General features: G+C 56.7%; 16 protein-coding genes, 1 pseudogene and 1 other annotated feature. Of the genes and pseudogenes, 8 read left to right on the forward strand and 9 right to left on the reverse strand.

The genetic code is table 11. The features are described 5' to 3' along the window. Window positions 1-80: 80 nt before the first annotated feature. The 5 genes from GRPL_RS06650 to betC form a co-directional block, all read right to left on the reverse strand. Window positions 81-1442 (reverse strand): MFS transporter, encoded by a 1362-nt coding sequence (locus GRPL_RS06650; RefSeq protein ID WP_032695878.1) that lies wholly within the window; start codon window positions 1440-1442, stop codon window positions 81-83. Window positions 1443-1622: 180 nt separating this feature from the next. Continuing rightward, the gene (rluB, locus tag GRPL_RS06645; RefSeq protein WP_004861010.1) at window positions 1623-2504 is read right to left on the reverse strand and encodes a 23S rRNA pseudouridine(2605) synthase RluB; all 882 of its coding nucleotides are present in this window, start codon (window positions 2502-2504) and stop codon (window positions 1623-1625) included. Window positions 2505-2922: 418 nt separating this feature from the next. Further along, window positions 2923-4161 (reverse strand): anaerobic sulfatase maturase, encoded by a 1239-nt coding sequence (locus GRPL_RS06640; protein ID WP_032700177.1) that lies wholly within the window; start codon window positions 4159-4161, stop codon window positions 2923-2925. Continuing rightward, the gene (gene choX / locus GRPL_RS06635) at window positions 4158-5105 is read right to left on the reverse strand and encodes a choline ABC transporter substrate-binding protein (protein ID WP_223306619.1); all 948 of its coding nucleotides are present in this window, start codon (window positions 5103-5105) and stop codon (window positions 4158-4160) included. The genes GRPL_RS06640 and choX overlap by 4 nt, the downstream gene beginning before the upstream one ends. Before the next feature lie 2 nt (window positions 5106-5107). After that, entirely contained in the window at window positions 5108-6643 is a 1536-nt protein-coding gene (betC, locus tag GRPL_RS06630) for a choline-sulfatase (RefSeq protein ID WP_032700178.1), read from the reverse strand. 106 nt (window positions 6644-6749) lie between these two features. On the opposite strand from betC, the gene GRPL_RS06625 reads away from it, so the two are divergent. From GRPL_RS06625 to GRPL_RS06615, 3 genes are all read left to right on the forward strand, one after another. Continuing rightward, a complete protein-coding gene (locus tag GRPL_RS06625; protein ID WP_032700179.1) occupies window positions 6750-7682 on the forward strand; it encodes a LysR substrate-binding domain-containing protein in 933 nt (310 codons plus the stop codon). A gap of 206 nt (window positions 7683-7888) precedes the next feature. Beyond that, a complete protein-coding gene (locus GRPL_RS06620; RefSeq protein WP_223306618.1) occupies window positions 7889-8632 on the forward strand; it encodes an ATP-binding cassette domain-containing protein in 744 nt (247 codons plus the stop codon). Beyond that, window positions 8629-9510 carry an ABC transporter permease gene (locus GRPL_RS06615; protein ID WP_032700180.1) on the forward strand — a complete coding sequence of 294 codons (882 nt, stop codon included), beginning with the start codon at window positions 8629-8631 and terminating at the stop codon, window positions 9508-9510. Before GRPL_RS06620 ends, GRPL_RS06615 begins: the two co-directional genes overlap by 4 nt. An 86-nt stretch (window positions 9511-9596) precedes the next feature. Here the strand turns inward: GRPL_RS06615 and GRPL_RS06610 are convergent, their stop codons facing one another. Both GRPL_RS06610 and rnm read right to left on the reverse strand, forming a co-directional pair. After that, the gene (locus GRPL_RS06610) at window positions 9597-10217 is read right to left on the reverse strand and encodes an L-threonylcarbamoyladenylate synthase (protein ID WP_032695873.1); all 621 of its coding nucleotides are present in this window, start codon (window positions 10215-10217) and stop codon (window positions 9597-9599) included. A gap of 15 nt (window positions 10218-10232) precedes the next feature. After that, window positions 10233-11096, reverse strand: a complete 864-nt coding sequence (gene rnm, locus GRPL_RS06605; protein WP_032695872.1) for an RNase RNM — start codon at window positions 11094-11096, stop codon at window positions 10233-10235. A gap of 159 nt (window positions 11097-11255) precedes the next feature. After that, window positions 11256-11351 (forward strand) — a sequence feature (Trp leader region). A 34-nt stretch (window positions 11352-11385) separates the two neighbouring features. Between rnm and GRPL_RS06600 the strand changes: the two genes are divergently transcribed. From GRPL_RS06600 to trpA, 5 genes and pseudogenes are all read left to right on the forward strand, one after another. Beyond that, complete coding sequence (locus GRPL_RS06600) at window positions 11386-12948, forward strand: anthranilate synthase component 1 (RefSeq protein WP_032688127.1); 1563 nt, start codon at window positions 11386-11388, stop codon at window positions 12946-12948. Beyond that, window positions 12948-14545: pseudogene (gene trpD, locus GRPL_RS06595) on the forward strand (bifunctional anthranilate synthase glutamate amidotransferase component TrpG/anthranilate phosphoribosyltransferase TrpD). The gene GRPL_RS06600 and the pseudogene trpD overlap by 1 nt, the downstream one beginning before the upstream one ends. Before the next feature lie 3 nt (window positions 14546-14548). Further along, on the forward strand, window positions 14549-15907 hold the full coding sequence (trpCF, locus tag GRPL_RS06590; RefSeq protein WP_032688129.1) for a bifunctional indole-3-glycerol-phosphate synthase TrpC/phosphoribosylanthranilate isomerase TrpF: 1359 nt from the start codon (window positions 14549-14551) through the stop codon (window positions 15905-15907). A 9-nt stretch (window positions 15908-15916) separates the two neighbouring features. After that, complete coding sequence (gene trpB, locus GRPL_RS06585) at window positions 15917-17110, forward strand: tryptophan synthase subunit beta (RefSeq protein WP_004860995.1); 1194 nt, start codon at window positions 15917-15919, stop codon at window positions 17108-17110. Further along, entirely contained in the window at window positions 17110-17913 is an 804-nt protein-coding gene (gene trpA, locus GRPL_RS06580) for a tryptophan synthase subunit alpha (RefSeq protein WP_032688130.1), read from the forward strand. The genes trpB and trpA overlap by 1 nt, the downstream gene beginning before the upstream one ends. A gap of 43 nt (window positions 17914-17956) precedes the next feature. On the opposite strand, the gene GRPL_RS06575 is transcribed toward trpA, so the two are convergent. Next, entirely contained in the window at window positions 17957-19282 is a 1326-nt protein-coding gene (locus tag GRPL_RS06575) for an HlyD family type I secretion periplasmic adaptor subunit (protein WP_032700181.1), read from the reverse strand. Next, on the reverse strand, window positions 19279-21384 hold the full coding sequence (locus tag GRPL_RS06570; RefSeq protein ID WP_050500327.1) for a type I secretion system permease/ATPase: 2106 nt from the start codon (window positions 21382-21384) through the stop codon (window positions 19279-19281). Before GRPL_RS06570 ends, GRPL_RS06575 begins: the two co-directional genes overlap by 4 nt. Between the last annotated feature and the right edge of the window lie 3 nt (window positions 21385-21387).

Consider the following 21387-nt stretch of genomic DNA (forward strand, 5'->3'; position numbering starts at 1 on the left):
TCAACAGCGCAACTTTCTCTTCTGCGGTCATCGCCGCGATAAGGGTATTCAATTCGGTATTCATCTCTGGCTCCCTGAGGTTAAAGCGCATTCTGTTTACGCAGGCTAATTTTGTGAACAATCTCGCGATACGTTTTTTCATCCAGTGAGTAACATGCGACAAATATCGCGCTGATGGCAAACATTGCCCCGGGGAATAACGTCATCAAAATATTAATCCCGTTAATTGCGCTGGCACTAATATTGCCGGCATCATATTGATAGTAGTCCAGCATCCAGCCCGCGCAGCCGCCGCCGATCGCCATCGCAATTTTGGTAATAAAGTTAAAGAAACCATAAATTGCGCCTTCGGTACGTACACCATGATGCCACTCGGCATATTCCACGGTATCCGCAATCATTGACCACATGGCTACAAAACCCATCCCCAGCGTAATACTGTAGAGACACACCCCGGTCATAATCAGCCACAGGTTATGCCCGGCAACAAAATACTGCATCAGCACCCCAAAAATGCCGATTAGCAGCGCCACCAACGCCATTTTCTTTTTACCCATCAGCGCTATCGCTTTTTCTGAAATAACGGTGCCGACAATATAGGCGCCAGACTGAATCAGGAAAAAGGTGGCGGTATAGCCTTCACTGCCGATAATGTACTTAATAAAATAGATCGCAATCGCCATCCACACGGTATAGGCAATATAGAAGAATACCGTAAACAGCGATAAATTAAGCAGCGGCGCATTCCCCATCACCGCCCGCAGCATTTCCCGCAGCGATGGCGCCGGAGTCTCTTCCTCTTCACCCACCCGTTCACGGGTCATGCCGAAACAGGCGAGGAACAAAAAGGTTGCCAGCAGCGCAAAGCAAGAGACCGCGAAGACATACCCTGATTGCTTATCGGTGAAGGGCGAGATCAGCATATCAGCGGTGGTTGAAACAATGAGATAACCGACAATCGCCAGCACAAACCGATATACCGACAGCGATGAACGAGATGCTTCATGTTGCGTCAGACGATTGGTTAGCGCCGAATAGGGGGTGTTGACCGAAGTATATGCCAGGCAATACAGCGTATAAGAGATCAGCGCAAAATAAAATTTAGCCTCACCACCGAAGGGGACAAAGCACAACACCGTTAAAAAACCTAACGGTATCGCCCCATATAATAACCAGGGACGCAGTTTACCATATCGGCTGTGCGTTTTATCAATCGCAAAACCGATCAAAATATTAAAGATGGCATCAATGACCCGGGCTATAACAAATATCAGACTGGCCTGCACCGCGCTGATGCCGTAAATATTGGTATAAAAAAACAGTAAGAACAGAGAGACAAAGCCGAAAGATAAATTGGAAGCAAAGTCACCAAAGCCGTAACCTATTTTCTCTTTCACGCCGATAACCACATAGCTTGCCGATAACTTTCCTGCTGTATCCATTTTTTGGCTACCTGTTATTGTAATCAGTGTCGACAGTATATGGTGATAGCAGAAACCGTACTTTGCGTTATTTGTCCGGGCGTTTCCTGTTTTTTGTCTTTATGCAGAAGTGTGAAAGGAATCACATGCAAGGAGGGTAGCGCAGAGAAATCCGGCGGGTGCCCGCCGGATTTATTCAGATTAGCCGTTGCTACGGCTGCCGCCCGAACGGCGGTTGTTGCTGTTCCCCACCTGGGAATGGCGTTTCACCGCGCGACGAATTTGATTCGCCTTCATGCGGCGGCGATCTTTCTCTACCGCGACTTTCGAGGTGGTTTCCGCAGGCAGTTCAACCAGCTCACGCAGGTAGTTGGTTTGCGCCAGATCCAGCTCGGTATAACCGCCGCGTGGCAGGCCTTTCGGCAGCGGAATATCGCCGTAGCGAACGCGAATCAGGCGGCTGACCTGCACGCCAACCGCTTCCCACAGGCGGCGCACTTCACGGTTGCGCCCTTCGGTCAGCGTGACGTTGTACCACTGGTTAATCCCTTCGCCACCGGCAAACTTAATCGTTTTAAACGCCGCCGGGCCGTCTTCCAGCTGCACGCCGCGAGACAGCTGACGCAGTTTGTCGTCATCAACCTGACCGAACACACGCACGGCATACTCACGTTCCACTTCGCGGCTCGGGTGCATCAGACGGTTTGCCAGTTCGCCATCGGTCGTGAACAGCAGCAGACCGCAGGTGTTGACGTCCAGACGCCCCACCGCAATCCAGCGCGCGCCGCGCAGTTTCGGCAAACGGTCAAACACCGTCGGGCGGCCTTCCGGATCGTTACGCGTACAGAGTTCGCCTTCCGGCTTGTAATAGGCCAGGACGCGGCAAATCTGCTCAGCGGACTCTTTCACCGAAATCAGATGACCATCGATACGAATTTTTAAACCAGGAACCACTTCTACACGATCGCCGAGGGTGGCGACTTTACCATCGACGCTGACGCGGCCAGCTTCGATTTTAGATTCAATTTCACGGCGGGAGCCGTGGCCAGCGCGGGCCAGCACTTTCTGTAATTTCTCGCTCATTGAGCTTCCTTAAGGTGTCGCCTTCCCAGGCGTCTGGTATACTTTATAAAACAACAGGTTAATAAATTCCATCACCTGTTGTTGGGTCAATACTTTTGTCCCGAAGGGGCACCACAGCCGACGCCTGATAACCGTCACGACTGAGACACGCCTGCAAACGTGGTCGCACATATTACACTAACTTCGAAATGAATGCTTCTTCAGGTTATATTCGCCCCGACTGCGGGTATTAGCGGTCACAGATGGGCTGCATTTATTATGCACCACACGCAGCCATTTATCCCTGTCCCACATCGAAATCCTGCGCAATGCAGAAATAAAATGGCGCAAGTTCGTCGCCCGTCAATTCTGTCCGCCGGACCACTCGACCAGCATCATGGCAATCTCCCCTCTGAGACTGCGGCGCCCGGTCACCGCCTCAACGCTCCCGCTGCCGGTAATAATGCTGCGCGAGCGTTTGCCTGATCCTTTCCGGCGAGTCTCCCTGACGCATCAATGTCAACAGCGTCTGCATGATCGGTAAAACGTGGCGCAGATGCAGCATGTAGCCGTCGCAGAAATAATTCTTATTGGGTCGTCCATCGTCGGAAAGTGTGAAACGGTGTTTCGGACAGCCGCCGTTGCAAAGCGGACGGAACGAACAGCTAAGGCATTCGCGGCCGAGGTGGGTCCGCTTACGTTGGGCAAAGGCGATATTCTGCGCCGAGTTAACCAGCGCGGAGAGACTATTGTGGTTGATGTTGCCCAGCTTATGCTCGGGATAAACGAAATGGTCGCAGGAATAGATATCGCCATTGGACTCCACAATCAGATTGTCGCCACAGGTTTCGTTCATCACGCAGGAGCCGGATCTGCCAGCCATTTTTGCCAACGTCTGCTCGAAGTTCATCACGAAAACGCTTCCCATATCGTCTTGTACCCAGCTATCGAAGATAGCGTTGAGGAAGCGCCCGTACGCGTTGGCCGCGACCGACCATTCTGTCACCCGGCACTGCGCGGAAAAATCAGGGGAAATCAGCGTCAAACCGTTGGCATCGGGCTGTGCGGCTCGCCGTTCCACCAGCGGAATAAACTGCATATAGCGACTGCCGATCTGCTTAAGAAAGCGGTAGATTGCCAACGGCCGTTTGACGTTTTCCGCATTCACCACCGTCAAAGTATTGAACTCCACATGGTGCCGCTTCAGCGCCTCCAGGCCGCGGATAACGGCGTCAAAGGTACTTTTCCCGGCGCGCGTCCGGCGATACGCATCGTTGCTGAGACGATCGCCGTCGAGGGAGAGACCAACGAGAAAACCGTGCTGTTTCAGGAGCCGGGCCCAGTCATCATCAAGGTTAATTCCGTTGGTCTGAAAAACATTGCTGATGCGCTTCCCGCCGCGGTAGCGCTCCTGTAATCGCAGCGCCTCGCGGAAAAAGTCAATCCCGAGCAGGGTCGGCTCGCCGCCCTGCCAGTGAAAATCAACCGTTGGCGCAGGTTGGCTGGCGATATTTTTCCGCACGTAGTTTTCGAGCGTCGCGCCGTCCATTTTCCAGTGGGCCTGCCGCTGCGGATAGAGCCGCTGCTTTTCCAGGTAGTAGCAGTAGGTGCAGTCGATATTGCACACCGCTCCTGACGGTTTCGCCATCAGCTGGAAGCGATTGATATGATGACTCATAGCCCGAGATAACTGATAACCGCGGGTTTCGCCGGTTCGCCGCTGCGCGTCGTCACCCCATCCAGCCAGCTATCCAGCAGCTGCGGACGGCGTTTTAACTCTTCGCGCGCCGCCTCCTGCGCCGTTTGCTGCTGGTCCAGCATACGGGCAATCACCGCGTTTTCCAGCCCGACGTCAAAGGTCAACTGACTATAAAAGCGATTCAGATTCGGACATTCAGCAGCAAAATTCTTGCGCGTCACCGTATTCACCGTAGCGCTGCCATAGTGGGCGCCAAAGTACTTGTCGCCGCCGCTCAGGTAGACCAGCCTGAAGCGTGTATTCATAGCGTGCGGCTCCCAGCCCAGGAACGCGATCCACTGTTGACGTTCCACCGCGCGCGCCACCTGCGCCAGCATGCCGCTTTCGCTGGACTCCACCAACGTCCAGTTTTGCAGGGCGAAATCATGCGCGTCGATCATCTTCTTCAGACTGAGGTTAGCCGGCGCCCCGGGGGCAATGCCGTAAATTTTATGGCCGAACTTATCAGCAAATTTTTGCAGGTCGGAGAAGTCTTTTACCCCTGCGGCGGCGACGTAATCCGGTACGGCGAGCGTGAAGCGCGCGGCCGGGAGATTGCTGCCGAGCACCTTAATCGCGCCATCGGCGGTGAACTTACCGATCACCGGCGCCTGCGCGGGCATCCAGTTGCCGAGGAATACGTCAACCTGGCCGGTTTTCAGCCCCTGAAACGCCAGCGCCACCGACAGGTTTTGTACTTTTTGCCGATAGCCCAGCGCATTCAGTATCGTCCCGGAAAGGGCATTGGTCGCCGCAATATCGGTCCAGCCCGGATCGGACTGTGTGACGGTGGCGCAACGCGCGTCATCGGCGGCGAAGCCACTCAGCGGCAACCAGCCGGCGGCCGCCAACAGCATCAGTCGGGTCATGCGTTTCATTTTCATTATCATTCCTGGTGTTTCGCGGGAGAAGGATAGCGAGCGAACGCCTCTTGTTCATCCAGCGTTTGATGGTTACGGATATAGCGTGTCGATGCGCGCTGAAACGGCTGATAGTCCCAGTCTGGAATGGCATCCCGTCCGGCGACCTGGGTTAAAAACAGGCGTTTTTGCTGACTGGCGAGCACCTGGTGATAGAGGGCATCAAGATCCCAGCGCGCCGCGATTTCATCGACGAACGCCTGCGCGACCGCTTGATAATTGTTATTCGTCGCCAGATTCACCCGCTCGTGGGGATCGTCGCGTAAATTGAACAGCTGCGGCGTCTCACTGACTGAATGAATATATTTCCACTCCCCCCGGCGAAACATCAGCATCGGCCCAAGCGCGCCTTCGGCCAGGTATTCGCTCACCGCCCCGTCCGGCCCGGGTAGCCCCTGTAAATGCGGCACCAGACTGTTGCCATCCAGCGGAGCGATAGCCTGCGCTTTGCGATCTTCGCCGCTGGCAAGCTCGACAAGCGTAGGCAACAGATCCACCAGCGAGACGCTTTCGCTGACCCGACGGGGCGCGAAGCGCGTGGGGTTATGCACGATAAACGGCACGCGTACGGCGTTCTCGAAGAAGTTCATCTTGTACCACAGGTCACGTTCGCCGAGCATTTCGCCATGGTCGGCAATCACCATAACCACGATATTTTCGGCCAGCCCCGTTTCTTCGAGGGTGCGCACCATTTCACCAAAGCAATCATCAACGTAGGCCAGAGCGCCGTAGTAGGCATGACGGGCGCGCCGAATATGCTCATCGTGGATTAAGCCCGGTTCCAGCTGATACATGGCGCGCATCCGCGCCGAATGCGCATCGTCTGCAATATCGTTGCCGCGCGTAACCGGCATATCGATGTCATCTGGCGAAAAACGATCGAGGTAGCGTTTGGGGATCGCGAAAGGATCGTGGGGATGCGTGAGCGACAGGAGCAGCATAAACGGCTGTTCATCGGGGCGACGGGCGGCGTCATACAAGCGCTGGCGGGCGAGGAATAAGGCCTCATCATCAAAATCAAGCTGGTTGGTACGCACGCACTCGCCTGCTTCCAGCACCGAACTCATGTTGTGATACCAGTCGAGTCGGCGTTCAGGATGTTTCCAGTCCGGCGTCCAGCCAAAATCGGCGGGGTAAATGTCCGTCGTCAGCCGTTCGTCAAAACCGTGCAGCTGATCGGGGCCGCAAAAGTGCATTTTCCCCGACAGCCAGGTGCGGTAGCCCTGTTCGCGCAGATAATGGCAAAAGGTTGGCGAGTCGGCATGGAACTCGGCGGCGTTGTCATACACCTGATTACGGGAAATATACTGCCCGGTCATCAACGATGCACGCGATGGCGCGCACAGCGGACTGTTGCAATAGGCGGAATCAAATACCACCCCTTCGCGAGCTAATTTATCTATATTTGGCGTCAGACTAACGTTATTGCCATACGCTCTTAAGGCGCTGGCCGTTAACTGATCGGCCATCAGAATAACGATATTCGGTTTATTTATAAGCATGACCTTTCCGCACAGTAAAATAATTAATAAAACGTGTTAGCCTTATCTCATGTATCAACAGGCCCTGTGAAGGGGTTATTTTTTTATCATGACATAAGGTGAATTTATGGCAGGAAAATTACAGCTTCCGCCTTTACAGGCGCTAGTGGTATTTGAAGCGGCGGCGCGTTTAGGTAATTTTACCGCCGCCGGAAATGAACTCGGACTATCGCAGCCGGCGGTCAGTCAGCGTATTCAGATGCTGGAGAATCTGATTAATTCACCGCTATTTGAACGCCGTCATCGCGGCGTCCAGCTCACCGAATCCGGCAATAGTCTGTATCTGATCGTCCGCAATAGCCTGCTGGAAATCAGCGAGCAGTTCGAACGCACGCGTCTGCAGCGCAATGTCCTGCGTATCGACACCGATATGGGGTTTGCCAGCTACTGGCTCTTACCCCGCATGGAGAGGCTGCAAGCGTTAATTCCGGGGGTGGAGGTACAGATAACCACTTCGCCCAACGACTATAACTTTCGCGATAGTAACGCGGATCTGGCGATCTATTTTGGCCACGGAAACTGGGCCGGAACGCAGAGCCAGCGGCTGTTCCCTGAGATTGTCATTCCTGTTTGCAATCAAAAGATTAAGCAAGAAATGGCGTCGGTCTCCGCCCCCGAATCTCTGCTGGATTATCCCCTGCTGAAGCTGCCGGAATCCCGGCCCCAGCGCTGGATGACGTGGGACGACTGGTTCCGCCAGCATCAGGTATCCGGGCAAAATCATGCCGCCTCCCGGACGTTCAACGCCTATTCCCTGGTGATCCAGGCGGCGCTGGAAGGCCAGGGGATCGCCCTCGGCTGGCAGCCGCTGATCGCGCCGTTTCTTGCCAGTAAACAGCTGGTGCAATGCGGGCCGATGCACCGTACCGAACGGGGCTATTATCTGATTTCCGCCAATGCTAAACCGGTCTCGGCGCAGCAGGAAAAAGTCAAAGCATGGTTATTGGATGAAGCCTGGAGTTTTCACGCTTCCGGTCATCTAATACCAGAAAATAAATAAGCTAAGACAGAAAACGCATATTGATTTGACGAAATAGATTAGCGCGCTCGACGGTTTTATATGTTAGTTTTTTAACGCCACCCTAAAATAAACACGATGCCATGTTACAACCTATATTTGAGTTACAATCCGTTAATAAAAATTATTATTCCAGCGATAATACACGTTTTTTCTTAACAGCGCCAAAAAGCGCGGCGATTAATGCCTTGAGCGATATCAATTTAGAAATATATCGCGGAGAGATTTTTGTCATTGTCGGTCTTTCCGGCTCCGGTAAGTCGACATTGCTGCGCACGCTTAACCACCTGCTCCCGGCCAGTTCCGGCTCGGTGATTTTCCAGGGTAAAACGCTTTCCGCGCTGCGGGAATCCGAGCTGATCGCCCTGCGCCGCCGCCATATCGCCATGGTTTTCCAGTCGTTCGCGCTGTTTGATGAACGCAGCGTACTGGATAACGTCGCGTTCGGCCTTGAAGTAGCCGGCGAATCCCGGGATCTGCGCTACCGAAAAGCGAACGAGATGCTGGCAAAAGTCGGGCTTGCCGACGTTGCCGAACAGTACCCGCCTCAGCTCTCCGGTGGCATGCAACAGCGGGTCGGGCTTGCGCGCGCGCTGGTCATGGACCCCACCGTGCTGTTAATGGATGAAGCATTTTCCGCGCTCGATCCGATTATTCGCCGTGAAATGCAGACGCTGCTGCTGTCGCTACAGGCACATTCCCGGCGCACCATCGTCTTTGTCACCCACGATATGGAAGAGGCGCTGCGCCTCGGAACGCGGATTGCGATTATGGAAAAAGGCAGGCTGGTGCAGGTTGGCACCGCGGAAGAGCTGATAAACGCGCCGGCGACCGCGTATGTGCAACACTTTTTCTCCGGGGTCGACGTTTCGCGCTGGCAGCTGGCCGAAAGCTATGCCGATATCTGGACAACGCGTCAGGAGCCATCATGAGCTACCCCCTCGATTTTAGTCGTCAGATTGACGATGCAGTACAACGCCTGCTGGCACACGCCGGCGACGGCTTTGACGGTTTTGCCGGGGCTATCGACCGCTTTGCCGGGGGCCTTGAGAGCGTGATAAATGCGCTTTCGCCGTGGGGGCTGGTGATCATCGCGGTCTGGCTGGGCGCATGGCGGATTGGCAAAGGTTTTGCGCTGTTTGCCCTGCTTGCTTCGCTGTATATCATTTACAGCGGCTACAGCGAGCACGCTGCGGTGACGCTGGCGCTGACCCTGTCATCAACGTTTTTCAGCCTGCTGATCGGCATTCCACTCGGGATCTGCAGCGCGCGACGCGCGGCTACCGGCAGGATCATTCGCACGGTGCTTGATTTTATGCAGACCATGCCCGCCTTTGTGTACCTGATACCCGCGACGATTTTGTTCGGGCTTGGCCGCCCGCCGGGGATCTTCGCGACGATTCTGTTTTCTATGCCGCCGGTGGTGCGTCTGACCGATTTAGGTATTCGCCAGGTCAACGCTTCGCGCATCGAAGCGGGCATCGCCTTTGGCTGCACGCCGTGGCAGTTGCTGTGGAAAGTGCAGTTGCCCGCTGCGCAGCCCTCGATTATGGCCGGCATAAACCAATCGATCATGATGGCTATGTCGATGGTGATTATCGCGTCGATGGTCGGGGCCGGCGGGCTGGGTAACGATATTTTGAGCAGTATCCAACAGCTGGAAATTGGCACTGGCCTACAGAGTGGTTTCGTGGTGGTGCTGATTGCCATCCTGCTGGATCGGCTGTCGGCAAGCTTTGCAAGACGCGACGGCCCCCCTGGCGCCAGAAAGACGATGCTTCACGGGCTGTTTCGACTCAGAGCGAAATAGCGCGGCAGTCCTGCATCAGGAATGGGGCAAGCTCATCGCGACCCCGGCAGCCGGGGTCGCGATGCTGCCGGGGAATACGTAGTCCGTTACTGGAACGGTTTAACGTCGCCGACGCCTTCACGCAGCACGACCGGCGCGTCTTCGGTCAGGTCGATGACGGTGGTAGGCTGCTGGCCAAGATAGCCGCCGTGGATAATCAAATCCACCAGCTTCTCCAGCCGGTCTTTGATCTCTTCCGGGTCGGATTCGGTGAATTCGCTACCGGGCAGCATCAACGAGGTCGACAGCATCGGTTCGCCGAGCGTCTCCAGCAGCGCCTGGGCTATCGGGTTCGACGGCACGCGCATCCCGATGGTCTTACGCTTCTCCTGCAGCAGGCGACGCGGTACCTCTTTGGTCCCCTTGAGGATAAAGGTGTAGTTACCCGGGGTGTTATTTTTTATCAGGCGAAACGCCACGTTATCGACAAACGCGTAGGTCGACAGCTCAGACAGGTCGCGGCACATCAGCGTAAAGTTGTGGCCATCAGGCAACTGACGAATGCGGCAAATACGCTCCATCGCGCCTTTATCTTCAATCTTACAGCCCAGCGCGTAACCGGAATCGGTGGGATAAACGATCACCCCACCCTTACGCACAATCTCCACCGCCTGGTTAATCAACCGTGCCTGCGGGTTGTCCGGATGGATATAAAAAAACTGGCTCATACTTCCCTCTCAATTTTATTCTGCGGCCGTTTCCCAGCTGTGCCAGATCCCTTCTACGCCAGCGGGTAGCCAAAGTTTGCGGCCCAGTTCGATCCACGGACAAGGCTGATGAAAATCAGATCCTTGTGAACCCAGAAGACCAAACTGCACGGCGTACGCGGCAAGCTGCGTACGTTCATGGGGCGCCTGCTGGCATTGCGCCAGTTCCATCGCATCGCCACCCTGCTCGCTGAAGTGGGCCAACAGCCGTTTCAGCCACTTGGCGGAGAGGTCGTAACGCCCGGGATGGGCGATAACCGCTTTGCCGCCAGAATGATGAATGACATCAATCGCTTGTTTTATTGTACACCACTGCGGCGGAACGTATCCGGTTTTCCCGCGGGCGAGATATTTTTTAAAAACATCGGCAATATTGCTGGCATAACCGGCTTCCACCAGGAAGCGCGCGAAGTGTCCGCGGGTTACCGCGCCGCCGTCAGCAAGCTTCATGGCCCCCTCCCAGGCGCCTGGAATCCGCGCTTTCTCCAGCCGCTCGGCGATCATCTGTGCGCGCAGCTGCCGACGCGCCTTCTGCTCTTCCAGAAGCGCGCTCAGTGCCGGGTGCGCAATATCAATATTCAAACCGACAATATGAATCTCGTGGTTTTCCCACAATGTTGAAATTTCCACCCCGGTTACCAGCGTGAGCGGTAAACCGGCGCGGGCGATTTCGGCACGCGCGGCGGGAATCGCCGCAACGGTATCGTGGTCGGTAATCGCCAGGGTCCCGACGCGCATCTGGTGAGCGCGATGAACCAGTTCTTGCGGAGTCAGCCGCCCGTCAGAGGCGGTGGTGTGGCTGTGCAGATCGTAAATCACTGCGTAATGGGTGTCGCTCAAAGAGACTCCTGCTGGACATGGACTTAAATTAGCGCATTATCATAACGACTCGCGGAGAAAATCTGCAAACAGGGGTTGACTTTATTCCTCTGGACTAGTTAACTAGTACGCAAGTTCACATGAAGGGGTATCACGATGAAAACGCAATTTATCACTCTGCACGGCTGGTGGCGCACCTCCTGATATCGGGCGGCGTGATCGCGTTTTGCACTCAGCATACAGATACCCGGCCCGCCAATGAGCGGGCTTTTTATTGGACAAATTATTATACCGAAAGGCGAGAACAATAATGCAAACATCAAAACCGGCACTCGAGCTTCTCACCAGCGACGCCATCTATCGCGAAAACCCCACGGCGCTGTTTCACCAGCTGTGCGGCGCTCGCCCGGCCACGCTGCTGCTGGAATCGGCGGATATCGACAGCAAAGACGATTTAAAAAGCCTGCTGCTGGTAGACAGCGCGCTGCGCATCACCGCGCTAGGTGACACTGTCACTCTGCAGGCGCTTTCTGCTAACGGCGCGGCCCTGCTGGATTTACTGGATAATACTCTGCCTTCGGGCATCGACAATCAGCGCCAGCCCAATAGCCGGATCCTGACCTTCCCGCCAGTCAGCGCGCTGCTGGATGAAGATGCCCGCCTGTGCTCTTTATCCGTCTTTGACGCCTTCCGTCTGCTGCAGGAACTGGTCACCGTTCCGCCGGACGAGCGCGAAGCGATGTTCTTTGGCGGCCTGTTTGCCTATGACCTGGTAGCCGGTTTTGAAAATCTGCCGCCGCTGGAAAGCGACACCGCCTGCCCGGACTACTGTTTCTACCTGGCCGAAACCCTGCTGGTTATCGACCACCAGACCAAAAATACCCGTATCCAGTCGAGCCTGTTCACCCCGTTGGAGAGTGAAAAACAGCGTCTGACCCAGCGTATCGCCCAGCTTCGCCAGCAGCTTAACGAGCCGCCTGCGCCGCTGCCGGTGACTAAAGTTGAATCGATGACCTGCGACTGCGATCAGAGCGATGAAGAGTACGGCGCGGTGGTACGCAAAATGCAGCGCGCCATTCGCGCCGGTGAAATCTTCCAGGTGGTGCCGTCCCGCCGCTTCTCTCTGCCCTGCCCGTCGGCGCTGGCGGCCTACGACGTCCTGAAAAAGAGCAACCCGAGCCCGTACATGTTCTTTATGCAGGATAACGACTTCTCTTTATTTGGCGCATCGCCAGAAAGCTCGCTGAAATATGACGCCCTCAGCCGCCAGATTGAGATCTACCCGATTGCCGGTACCCGCCCACGCGGCCGCCGCGCCGACGGATCGCTGGATCGCGACCTCGACAGCCGTATCGAACTGGAAATGCGCACTGACCATAAAGAGCTTTCCGAGCATCTGATGCTGGTTGACCTGGCGCGTAACGACCTCGCGCGAATCTGTACGCCGGGCAGCCGCTACGTCGCCGACCTGACCAAAGTTGACCGCTACTCCTTTGTGATGCACCTGGTGTCCCGCGTGGTTGGCGAACTGCGTAGCGACCTCGACGTCCTGCATGCCTACCGCGCCTGTATGAACATGGGCACCCTGAGCGGCGCGCCGAAGGTTCGCGCCATGCAGCTTATCGCCGCCGCCGAAGGCAAACGCCGCGGCAGCTACGGCGGCGCGGTGGGCTACTTTACCGCCCACGGCGACCTCGATACCTGCATCGTGATTCGTTCTGCCTATGTGCAGGACGGCATCGCCACCGTCCAGGCTGGCGCCGGTATCGTTCTGGATTCAGTGCCTCAGTCCGAAGCGGATGAAACCCGCAATAAAGCTCGCGCGGTGCTGCGCGCAATCGCTCAGGCCCACCACGCTAAGGAGACTTTCTGATGGCCGACATCCTGCTGCTCGATAATATCGACTCTTTTACCTATAACCTCGCAGACCAGCTGCGCGCGAACGGCCATAACGTGGTGATTTACCGTAACTCGGTGCCGGCGCAGACCTTAATTGAGCGCATTGGTACCATGGATAATCCGGTGCTGATGCTCTCCTCCGGGCCCGGGGACCCCCCAGCGAAGCGGGCTGCATGCCGGAGCTGCTGACCCGGATGCGCGGCAAACTGCCGATCATCGGTATCTGCCTCGGTCATCAGGCCATTGTTGAAGCTTACGGCGGCTACGTCGGCCAGGCCGGCGAAATCCTGCACGGCAAAGCCTCCAGCATCGAACATGACGGCCAGGCGATGTTTGCCGGGCTGACCAATCCGCTGCCGGTAGCGCGTTATCACTCGCTGGTGGGCAGCAATATTCCGGCCGGGCTGACCATTAACGCCAACTTTAACGGGATGGTCATGGCGGTGCGTCATGATGCCGACCGCGTCTGCGGCTTCCAGTTCCATCCTGAGTCGATTCTCACCACCCAGGGCGCACGTCTACTGGAGCAGACCCTGGCATGGGCGCTGCAGAAACTCGAGCAGACCAACGTGATTCAGCCGATCCTCGAGAAGCTGTATCAGGCCGAAACCCTGAGCCAGCAGGAAAGTCACCTGCTGTTCTCTGCGGTGGTGCGGGGAGAAGTGAAACCCGAGCAGCTGGCTGCCGCGCTGGTGAGCATGAAGGTGCGCGGTGAACAGCCGCAAGAGATTGCCGGCGCCGCCACCGCCCTGCTGGAAAACGCCGCGCCGTTCCCGCGTCCAGACTACCTGTTCGCCGATATCGTCGGTACCGGCGGCGACGGCAGCAACAGTATCAATATTTCCACCGCCAGCGCCTTTGTGGCGGCGGCCTGCGGCCTGAAAGTCGCCAAACACGGCAACCGCAGCGTATCGAGCAAGTCGGGCTCTTCCGATCTGCTGGCCGCGTTCGGTATCAACCTGGATATGAATGCCGACAAGTCCCGCACCGCGCTGGATGAACTGGGCGTCTGCTTCCTGTTTGCGCCGAAGTATCACACCGGTTTCCGCCATGCGATGCCGGTTCGCCAGCAGCTGAAAACCCGCACGCTGTTCAACGTGCTCGGGCCGCTGATTAACCCGGCACATCCGCCGCTGGCGCTGATTGGCGTCTACAGCCCGGAACTGGTGCTGCCGATTGCCGAAACCCTGCGCGTGTTGGGCTACCAGCGGGCTGCGGTAGTCCACAGCGGCGGTATGGATGAAGTGTCGCTGCATGCGCCGACGGTGGTCGCTGAGTTGAATAACGGGGAAATTAAAAGCTATCAGCTGACGGCTAATGACTTTGGTCTCACGCCTTACCATCAGGAGCAGCTGGCTGGCGGCACGCCGGAAGAAAACCGTGACATTCTTACGCGCTTGCTACAAGGTAAAGGTGAAGCCGCTCACGAAGCCGCCGTCGCCGCCAACGTCGCTATGCTGATGCGCCTGTACGGGCACGAAGACCTGAAGGCCAACGCTCAGCAGGTGATCGACGTGCTGCGCAGCGGAGCGGCCTATGACAGAGTGACCGCATTAGCGGCAAGAGGGTAAATAATGCAGACCGTTTTAGCAAAAATCGTTGCCGACAAAGCGATTTGGGTAGAAGACCGCAAACAACAGCAACCGTTAGCCAGTTTTCAGAATGACGTCGTCCCGACTCAGCGTAATTTTTACGATGCGCTCGCCGGTACACGCACCGCGTTTATTCTGGAATGCAAAAAAGCGTCTCCGTCGAAAGGACTGATTCGCCAGGATTTTGACCCGGCGACCATCGCCGGCGTCTATAAAAATTATGCCTCGGCCATCTCCGTCCTGTGCGACGAGAAATATTTCCAGGGCAGCTTCGACTTTCTGCCGATCGTCAGCGCCATCGCGCCGCAGCCGATTCTGTGCAAGGATTTCACCATCGATCCTTACCAGATCTACCTGGCGCGCTACTACCAGGCCGACGCCTGCCTGCTGATGCTGTCGGTGCTTGACGACGACCAGTATCGCCAGCTTGCCGCCGTGGCCCATAGCCTGAACATGGGCGTGCTGACCGAGGTCAGCAATGAAGAGGAGCTGGAGCGCGCCATTGCGCTGAAGGCCAAAGTGGTCGGGATTAACAACCGCGACCTGCGCGATATGTCGATTGATCTGAACCGCACCCGCCAGCTGGCGCCGCGCCTGGATCATGATGTGACGGTTATCAGCGAATCCGGTATTCATACTTACGCCGAAGTGCGTGAACTCAGCCATTTTGCCAACGGTTTCCTGATCGGTTCCGCCTTGATGGAACAGGCGGATCTCGATGCCGCCGTGAAGCGCGTGCTGCTCGGCGAGAATAAAGTCTGCGGCCTGACCCGGCCTCAGGATGCACAGATCGCCTGTGAATCCGGCGCAATTTATGGCGGGCTGATTTTTGTTCCCTCCTCGCCGCGTGCCGTGAACGATGCCCAGGCGAAAGAGATTATTCAGTCCGCTCCGCTGCGCTACGTTGGCGTCTTCCGTGACGCGCCCATCGAGGCGGTCGCCGCCCGGGCAGAACAGCTTCCGCTGGCGGCGATTCAACTGCACGGTAGCGAAGATCAGACCTATATTGACGCGCTGCGTGCGGCCCTTCCGGAGTCGGTGCAAATCTGGAAAGCCCTCAGCGTCAGCGACACGCTACCCTCACGTCACTTCACCCATGTCGATAAGTATGTTTTCGATAATGGCCAGGGCGGTAGCGGCCAGCGTTTCGACTGGACGCTGCTGCAGGGCCAGGACCTGCGTAATGTCATTCTGGCAGGCGGCCTGGGTGCCGATAACTGTGTAGAAGCTGCGAAAAGCGGCTGTGCCGGACTCGATTTCAATTCAGGCGTAGAGTCGCAGCCGGGTATTAAAGATCCCAGCAAACTGGCTTCGGTGTTTCAAACACTGCGCGCATATTAAGGAGCAATAATGAGCACTTTACTTAATCCCTATTTTGGCGAATTTGGCGGTATGTATGTCCCGCAGATTCTGATGCCTGCCCTGCGCCAGCTGGAAGAAGCGTTCGTCAGCGCGCAGAAAGATCCGGCGTTTCAGGCGGAATTTACCGATCTGCTGAAAAACTACGCCGGTCGTCCCACGGCGCTGACTAAATGTCGTAACCTGACCGAAGGGACCCGCACCACGCTGTATCTGAAGCGCGAAGATCTGCTGCACGGCGGCGCGCACAAAACCAACCAGGTGCTGGGTCAGGCGCTGCTGGCTAAACGAATGGGTAAAACCGAAATTATCGCCGAAACCGGCGCCGGCCAGCACGGCGTAGCATCCGCACTCGCCAGCGCTCTGCTCGGTCTGAAGTGCCGCATCTATATGGGCGCAAAAGACGTCGAACGCCAGTCGCCAAACGTGTTCCGCATGCGTTTAATGGGTGCCGAAGTGATTCCGGTGCACAGCGGTTCCGCCACGCTGAAAGATGCCTGTAACGAAGCGCTGCGCGACTGGTCTGGTAGCTACGAGACCGCGCACTATATGCTCGGTACCGCGGCGGGCCCGCATCCGTTCCCGACCATCGTGCGTGAATTCCAGCGCATGATTGGCGAAGAGACCAAAGCGCAAATTCTCGAAAAAGAAGGTCGTCTGCCGGATGCGGTTATCGCCTGCGTCGGCGGCGGATCCAACGCTATCGGGATGTTTGCTGACTTTATCGATGAAACCAACGTCGGTCTGATCGGCGTCGAACCTGCGGGTCACGGGATTGAAACCGGTGAACACGGCGCGCCGCTGAAGCATGGTCGCGTTGGCATCTACTTCGGTATGAAGTCACCGATGATGCAAACCGCAGACGGCCAGATTGAAGAGTCCTACTCCATTTCCGCCGGTCTGGATTTCCCGTCCGTTGGCCCGCAGCACGCTTTCCTCAACAGCACCGGCCGCGCGGATTACGTGTCGATTACCGATAACGAGGCCCTGGAGGCCTTTAAAGCGCTCTCCCGCCATGAAGGGATTATTCCGGCTCTGGAGTCCTCTCACGCTCTGGCGCATGCGCTGAAAATGATGCGCGAAAACCCGGAAAAAGAGCAGCTGCTGGTGGTTAATCTGTCCGGTCGCGGCGACAAAGACATCTTCACCGTACACGATATTCTGAAAGCGCGAGGGGAAATCTGATGGAACGTTATGAGACGCTGTTTGCACAACTGAAAACCCGCCGGGAAGGCGCGTTCGTTCCCTTCGTCACCCTCGGCGATCCGAACCCTGAGCTGTCGCTAAAGATCATCGATACGCTGATTGAAGCCGGCGCCGACGCCCTGGAGCTGGGGATTCCGTTCTCCGATCCGCTGGCGGATGGCCCGACGATTCAGGGCGCAACCCTGCGCGCCTTTGCCGCTGGCGTTAACCCGGCGCAATGCTTTGAAATGCTGACGGCGATTCGCCACAAGCACCCGACTATCCCGATTGGCCTGCTGATGTATGCCAACCTGGTATTCAGCCCGGGTATTGACGAGTTCTATGCCGAGTGCGCACGTGTCGGAGTCGATTCGGTGCTGGTCGCCGATGTCCCGATTGAAGAGTCCGCCCCGTTCCGTCAGGCGGCGCTGCGCCATAATATCGCGCCGATCTTCATCTGCCCGCCGAACGCCGATGATGACCTGCTGCGCCAGATTGCCTCCTGGGGCCGCGGCTATACCTACCTGCTGTCACGCGCTGGCGTTACCGGAGCGGAAAACCGCGCCGCGCTGCCGCTGCACCACCTGGTGGAAAAACTGGCCGAATATAACGCCGCGCCGCCGCTGCAGGGCTTTGGCATCTCCGCGCCGGAACAGGTGACCGCCGCGCTTGAAGCCGGTGCGGCCGGGGCGATTTCCGGTTCGGCGATCGTGAAAATTATCGAGCGCAACGTTAACGATCCGCAGACCATGCTGGCTGAGCTCAAAGCATTCGTGCAGAGCCTGAAGGCGGCGACGCGCTAATCGAACGCGGCATACGGTAACGGCTTTAAGCGAAAAGCCGTTACTAGCGCTGTTTACCCACTCCATCCAGCGCTTCCATTACGGGACTCAGCAGGTAACTCAGGATTGTTCTGCGTCCCGTTTTTATTTCACCGGTAACCTGCATCCCCGGTTCAAGAAGTTTTTCCTCTCCTTCAACCAGCAACGTTCGCTGTTTCAGGGAAATCACCGCCCGATAAACCAACCCCAGCTCCCGATCTTCAACGGCATCGGCCGAGACCTGCCGAAGTTCACCCGTCACCCACCCATAGCGGGTGAAGTCAAAGGTACTGATTTTCACCGCCGCCTTTTGCCCGGGCCGTAGAAAACCGACGTCCTGGTTCCTGACCATGACTTCCGCTACCCGTTCACCGCTATCGGGAACGATCTTCAGCAGCTCCTGCGCCGGCTCCACGGCGCCGCCGGCATCCCTGAAGACCAAAGACTCCACCGTTCCGCTAACCGGCGCGCGCAACAGGTATTGTGCGCTCAGGGACTGGAGCTGATTGAGCTGGGTTTCCAGCACCCGGTTTTCATCGCTGCGCTCCGCGCTCTCTTTGGCAAGGGCATGGGTTTTATCGGCCGTTCTGGCCTGCGCTTCTTCATCTATCTGATGGAGGCTGTCACGCACCTCCTGTGCGCGGGTTTCTGCGGCCCCCACCCGATGGCGGGACTCGGTATATTTTTTCCCGCTCTCCAGCAGGCTGTCCCGACTGGTGAGCTTCTTCTGATACAGCGCTTCCAGCGCCTGATATTGTTCTCTGAAAAGCGGCAGCAAATTTTCAGCCAGCGCTTTTTCCACCTGTCCCTCGGCCAGCTGCGCCAGCAGAACCGCTCTTCGGCTGTCAAACACCGCTTTTTCACGGCGATCCGCCTCGATTTCCGCCGTTAGCCGTAACGCCGCCTGTTCAGCCAGCGCAACATCCTCTTGTAGATAGGCGGGAGGAAGCTGAGCGGTAACGCTCCCCTGATGATAATAACGGTTAAGCAATGTCAGACGCGCAATATGATACCGGTTAATACGCTGGCGCAGCCGGTTCTCTTTGATTTGCGCCTGCAAATGACCGTCGTTAAATTTGATCAGCGGCTGGCCCTGGGCCACGTGCATCCCCTCCCGCACCATCACCGCCGCGACTTCAGCGGTGACCGCGGCATTCACCGGGCGCGACAGTTCGCTCACCACGATTTTCCCCTGCGTCACGGCAACAATATCAACCTTACCCCAGGCTGCCCATAAGAGCGCCGCTGACATCGTCAACATCACGCACCAGATGATGCCCCTGCCCGCAGGCGAAGGCGGCGAATCCTGAACCTCCAGCACCGCGGGGAGAAATTCCCGGTAACGCTTCATCCGGTCATCCCCTGCTGTAGCGCATATAAACGCGCGTACAGACCATTCCCGGCAAGCAGCGCAGCATGCGTTCCCTGCTCGCCGATACCGCCCCTTTCCATCACGATAATACGGTCGGCCAGCCGCACGGTGGACAAGCGGTGGGCGATAATAAATACCGTCCTCCCCCGACAGATTTCCGCCATATTGTGGTGAATAATCCGTTCAGATTCGTAGTCCAGCGCGCTGGTGGCTTCATCGAGAATCAATACTTTCGGGTCAGTTATCAGCGCACGGGCAAGGCCGATACGTTGTTTCTGCCCGCCGGAAAGTTGCCCGCCGTGTTCGCCAACCGGTGTGTCATAGCCCATCGGGAGTTCACTGATAAACTCATGGGCGCCGGCCAGCGCGGCAGCGGCCATCACCTGCTCCTGCGAGGCATCGGGTACGGCAAGGGCGATATTTTCCCGCAGGGTGCCGGAGAAAAGCTGAGTTTCCTGTAACACGACGCCAACCTGACGGCGCAACCATTGCGGATCGGTATGAGCGATATCCGTGCCATCGATAAATATCTGGCCTACCGAGGGTAAATACAGCCTTTGCATCAGTCTCGCCAGCGTACTCTTACCCGAGCCCGAGCGCCCTACGATGCCAATAACCTCGCCTGGCCGCACGGATAGCGTCACGCTGTTCAGCACCTGAGCGCCGCCGGGATGGTAGGCAAAGCTGATCCCGGCGAACCTTACCGCCCCCTGCATTTGGGCGAGAGCGATGCCGCTCGCAGGCTGTTGCTCGGTAGGCATATTCAGAATATCCCCCAGCCGTTTGATGGAAACCGAGACCTGCTGTATGTCCTGCCATAGCTGTACGAAGCGCAGCACCGGCGCGGTAACCTGGCCGGCAAACATGTTAAAGGCAATCAGCGCGCCGACCGTCATGTCGCCCTGAATAACCTGCTGCGCGCCGTACCACAGGATCGCCACGCTGGTTGCCCGGCTAATAAAGCGGGAAATCTGCCCGGCTATATTCCCCAAATTCTGCGTTCTGAAGCTGCTACTGACAAAAGCGGCGATTCGGGTATCCCAGCGACGGACCATATGATGCTCAACCGCCATCGCTTTCAGCGGCTCAATCGCCGTGATGCTCTCCACCAGAAAAGCCTGATTCTGCGCTCCCTGACGAAACTGTTCGTTGAGACGACGGCGCAGAGATGGCGTGATAACCGCCGATAAAATGGCGTAAAAAACCAGCGAAATGATGACGATAAGAGTCAATGGGATACTGTAGAACGCCATGACGACGAAAAAAATCACCATAAAGAGCAGATCGGTACAAAGCGTCAGAGCGCTGCCGGTGAGAAATTCCCGTACCGTTTTGAGTTCGTGAACCCGTGCTACGGTAACGCCTGCCTGCCGTTCCTTAAACCACGCCAGCGGCAGCGCCAGAAGATGACGAAAGAGCAATGAGCTCAAGGTGACATCAATTCTTTGCGCGGTATGTGCCAGCTGGTAAGTTCGGAGTCCATCCAGCACGACTTCAGCAACGGTAATACAGAGCATTCCCAGCGCCAGGACGTCCAGCGTCGTCAGACTCTGATGGGCCAAAACCTTGTCGACCACAACCTGGAAAAAAAGGGGGGTGATTAATGCCAGCAATTGAATAAAAAATGAAGCCAGCAAGACTTCACCAACCAGCCTGCGATACTGCATAAATGCCTGCCAGAACCAGCGCAGATTGAACTCGTTGGCCAGCTTTTCCACAGAGAAACGTTGGCTAAATAAAAAACCGCCGACCCTGGCCCCCTCCACGGGCGAGTACACGGAGGGTTGCGGCCGATCGATCTCCTGAACCAGCCATTGCCCGTCCTTAACCGCCAACAACACGCTATATCCCCGATCGGGTAAATGAACCAGCGCCGGCAGAGGTAAGCGAGAGGTGACGTGCAGGCGGGGATAGTAGCGACAACGAAAGCCACAATGGCGGGCCGCACGAACCAGTTGCAGGGTGATGTGATGTTCCGCATCGACAAAAAATTGCTCACGCAGGGCGCGGATATTCACCGCCGTACCGTGGTAGCGGGCAATCAGCCGCAGCCCCTGCCATAGATTATCATCCGATGACATAAC

Source organism: Klebsiella planticola ATCC 33531 (assembly GCF_000735435.1).
GTDB classification, from domain to species: domain Bacteria; phylum Pseudomonadota; class Gammaproteobacteria; order Enterobacterales; family Enterobacteriaceae; genus Klebsiella; species Klebsiella planticola.

Excerpts from the sequence above, each read along its gene's own strand:
- GRPL_RS06650 (WP_032695878.1), bottom strand. The coding sequence starts at position 1,442 with ATGGATACAGCAGGAAAGTTATCGGCAAGCTATGTGGTTATCGGCGTG.
- rluB (WP_004861010.1), bottom strand. The coding sequence starts at position 2,504 with ATGAGCGAGAAATTACAGAAAGTGCTGGCCCGCGCTGGCCACGGCTCC.
- GRPL_RS06640 (WP_032700177.1), bottom strand. The coding sequence starts at position 4,161 with ATGAGTCATCATATCAATCGCTTCCAGCTGATGGCGAAACCGTCAGGA.
- choX (WP_223306619.1), bottom strand. The coding sequence starts at position 5,105 with ATGAAAATGAAACGCATGACCCGACTGATGCTGTTGGCGGCCGCCGGC.
- betC (WP_032700178.1), bottom strand. The coding sequence starts at position 6,643 with ATGCTTATAAATAAACCGAATATCGTTATTCTGATGGCCGATCAGTTA.
- GRPL_RS06625 (WP_032700179.1), top strand. The coding sequence starts at position 6,750 with ATGGCAGGAAAATTACAGCTTCCGCCTTTACAGGCGCTAGTGGTATTT.
- GRPL_RS06615 (WP_032700180.1), top strand. The coding sequence starts at position 8,629 with ATGAGCTACCCCCTCGATTTTAGTCGTCAGATTGACGATGCAGTACAA.
- GRPL_RS06610 (WP_032695873.1), bottom strand. The coding sequence starts at position 10,217 with ATGAGCCAGTTTTTTTATATCCATCCGGACAACCCGCAGGCACGGTTG.
- GRPL_RS06600 (WP_032688127.1), top strand. The coding sequence starts at position 11,386 with ATGCAAACATCAAAACCGGCACTCGAGCTTCTCACCAGCGACGCCATC.
- trpCF (WP_032688129.1), top strand. The coding sequence starts at position 14,549 with ATGCAGACCGTTTTAGCAAAAATCGTTGCCGACAAAGCGATTTGGGTA.
- trpB (WP_004860995.1), top strand. The coding sequence starts at position 15,917 with ATGAGCACTTTACTTAATCCCTATTTTGGCGAATTTGGCGGTATGTAT.
- trpA (WP_032688130.1), top strand. The coding sequence starts at position 17,110 with ATGGAACGTTATGAGACGCTGTTTGCACAACTGAAAACCCGCCGGGAA.
- GRPL_RS06575 (WP_032700181.1), bottom strand. The coding sequence starts at position 19,282 with ATGAAGCGTTACCGGGAATTTCTCCCCGCGGTGCTGGAGGTTCAGGAT.
- GRPL_RS06570 (WP_050500327.1), bottom strand. The coding sequence starts at position 21,384 with ATGTCATCGGATGATAATCTATGGCAGGGGCTGCGGCTGATTGCCCGC.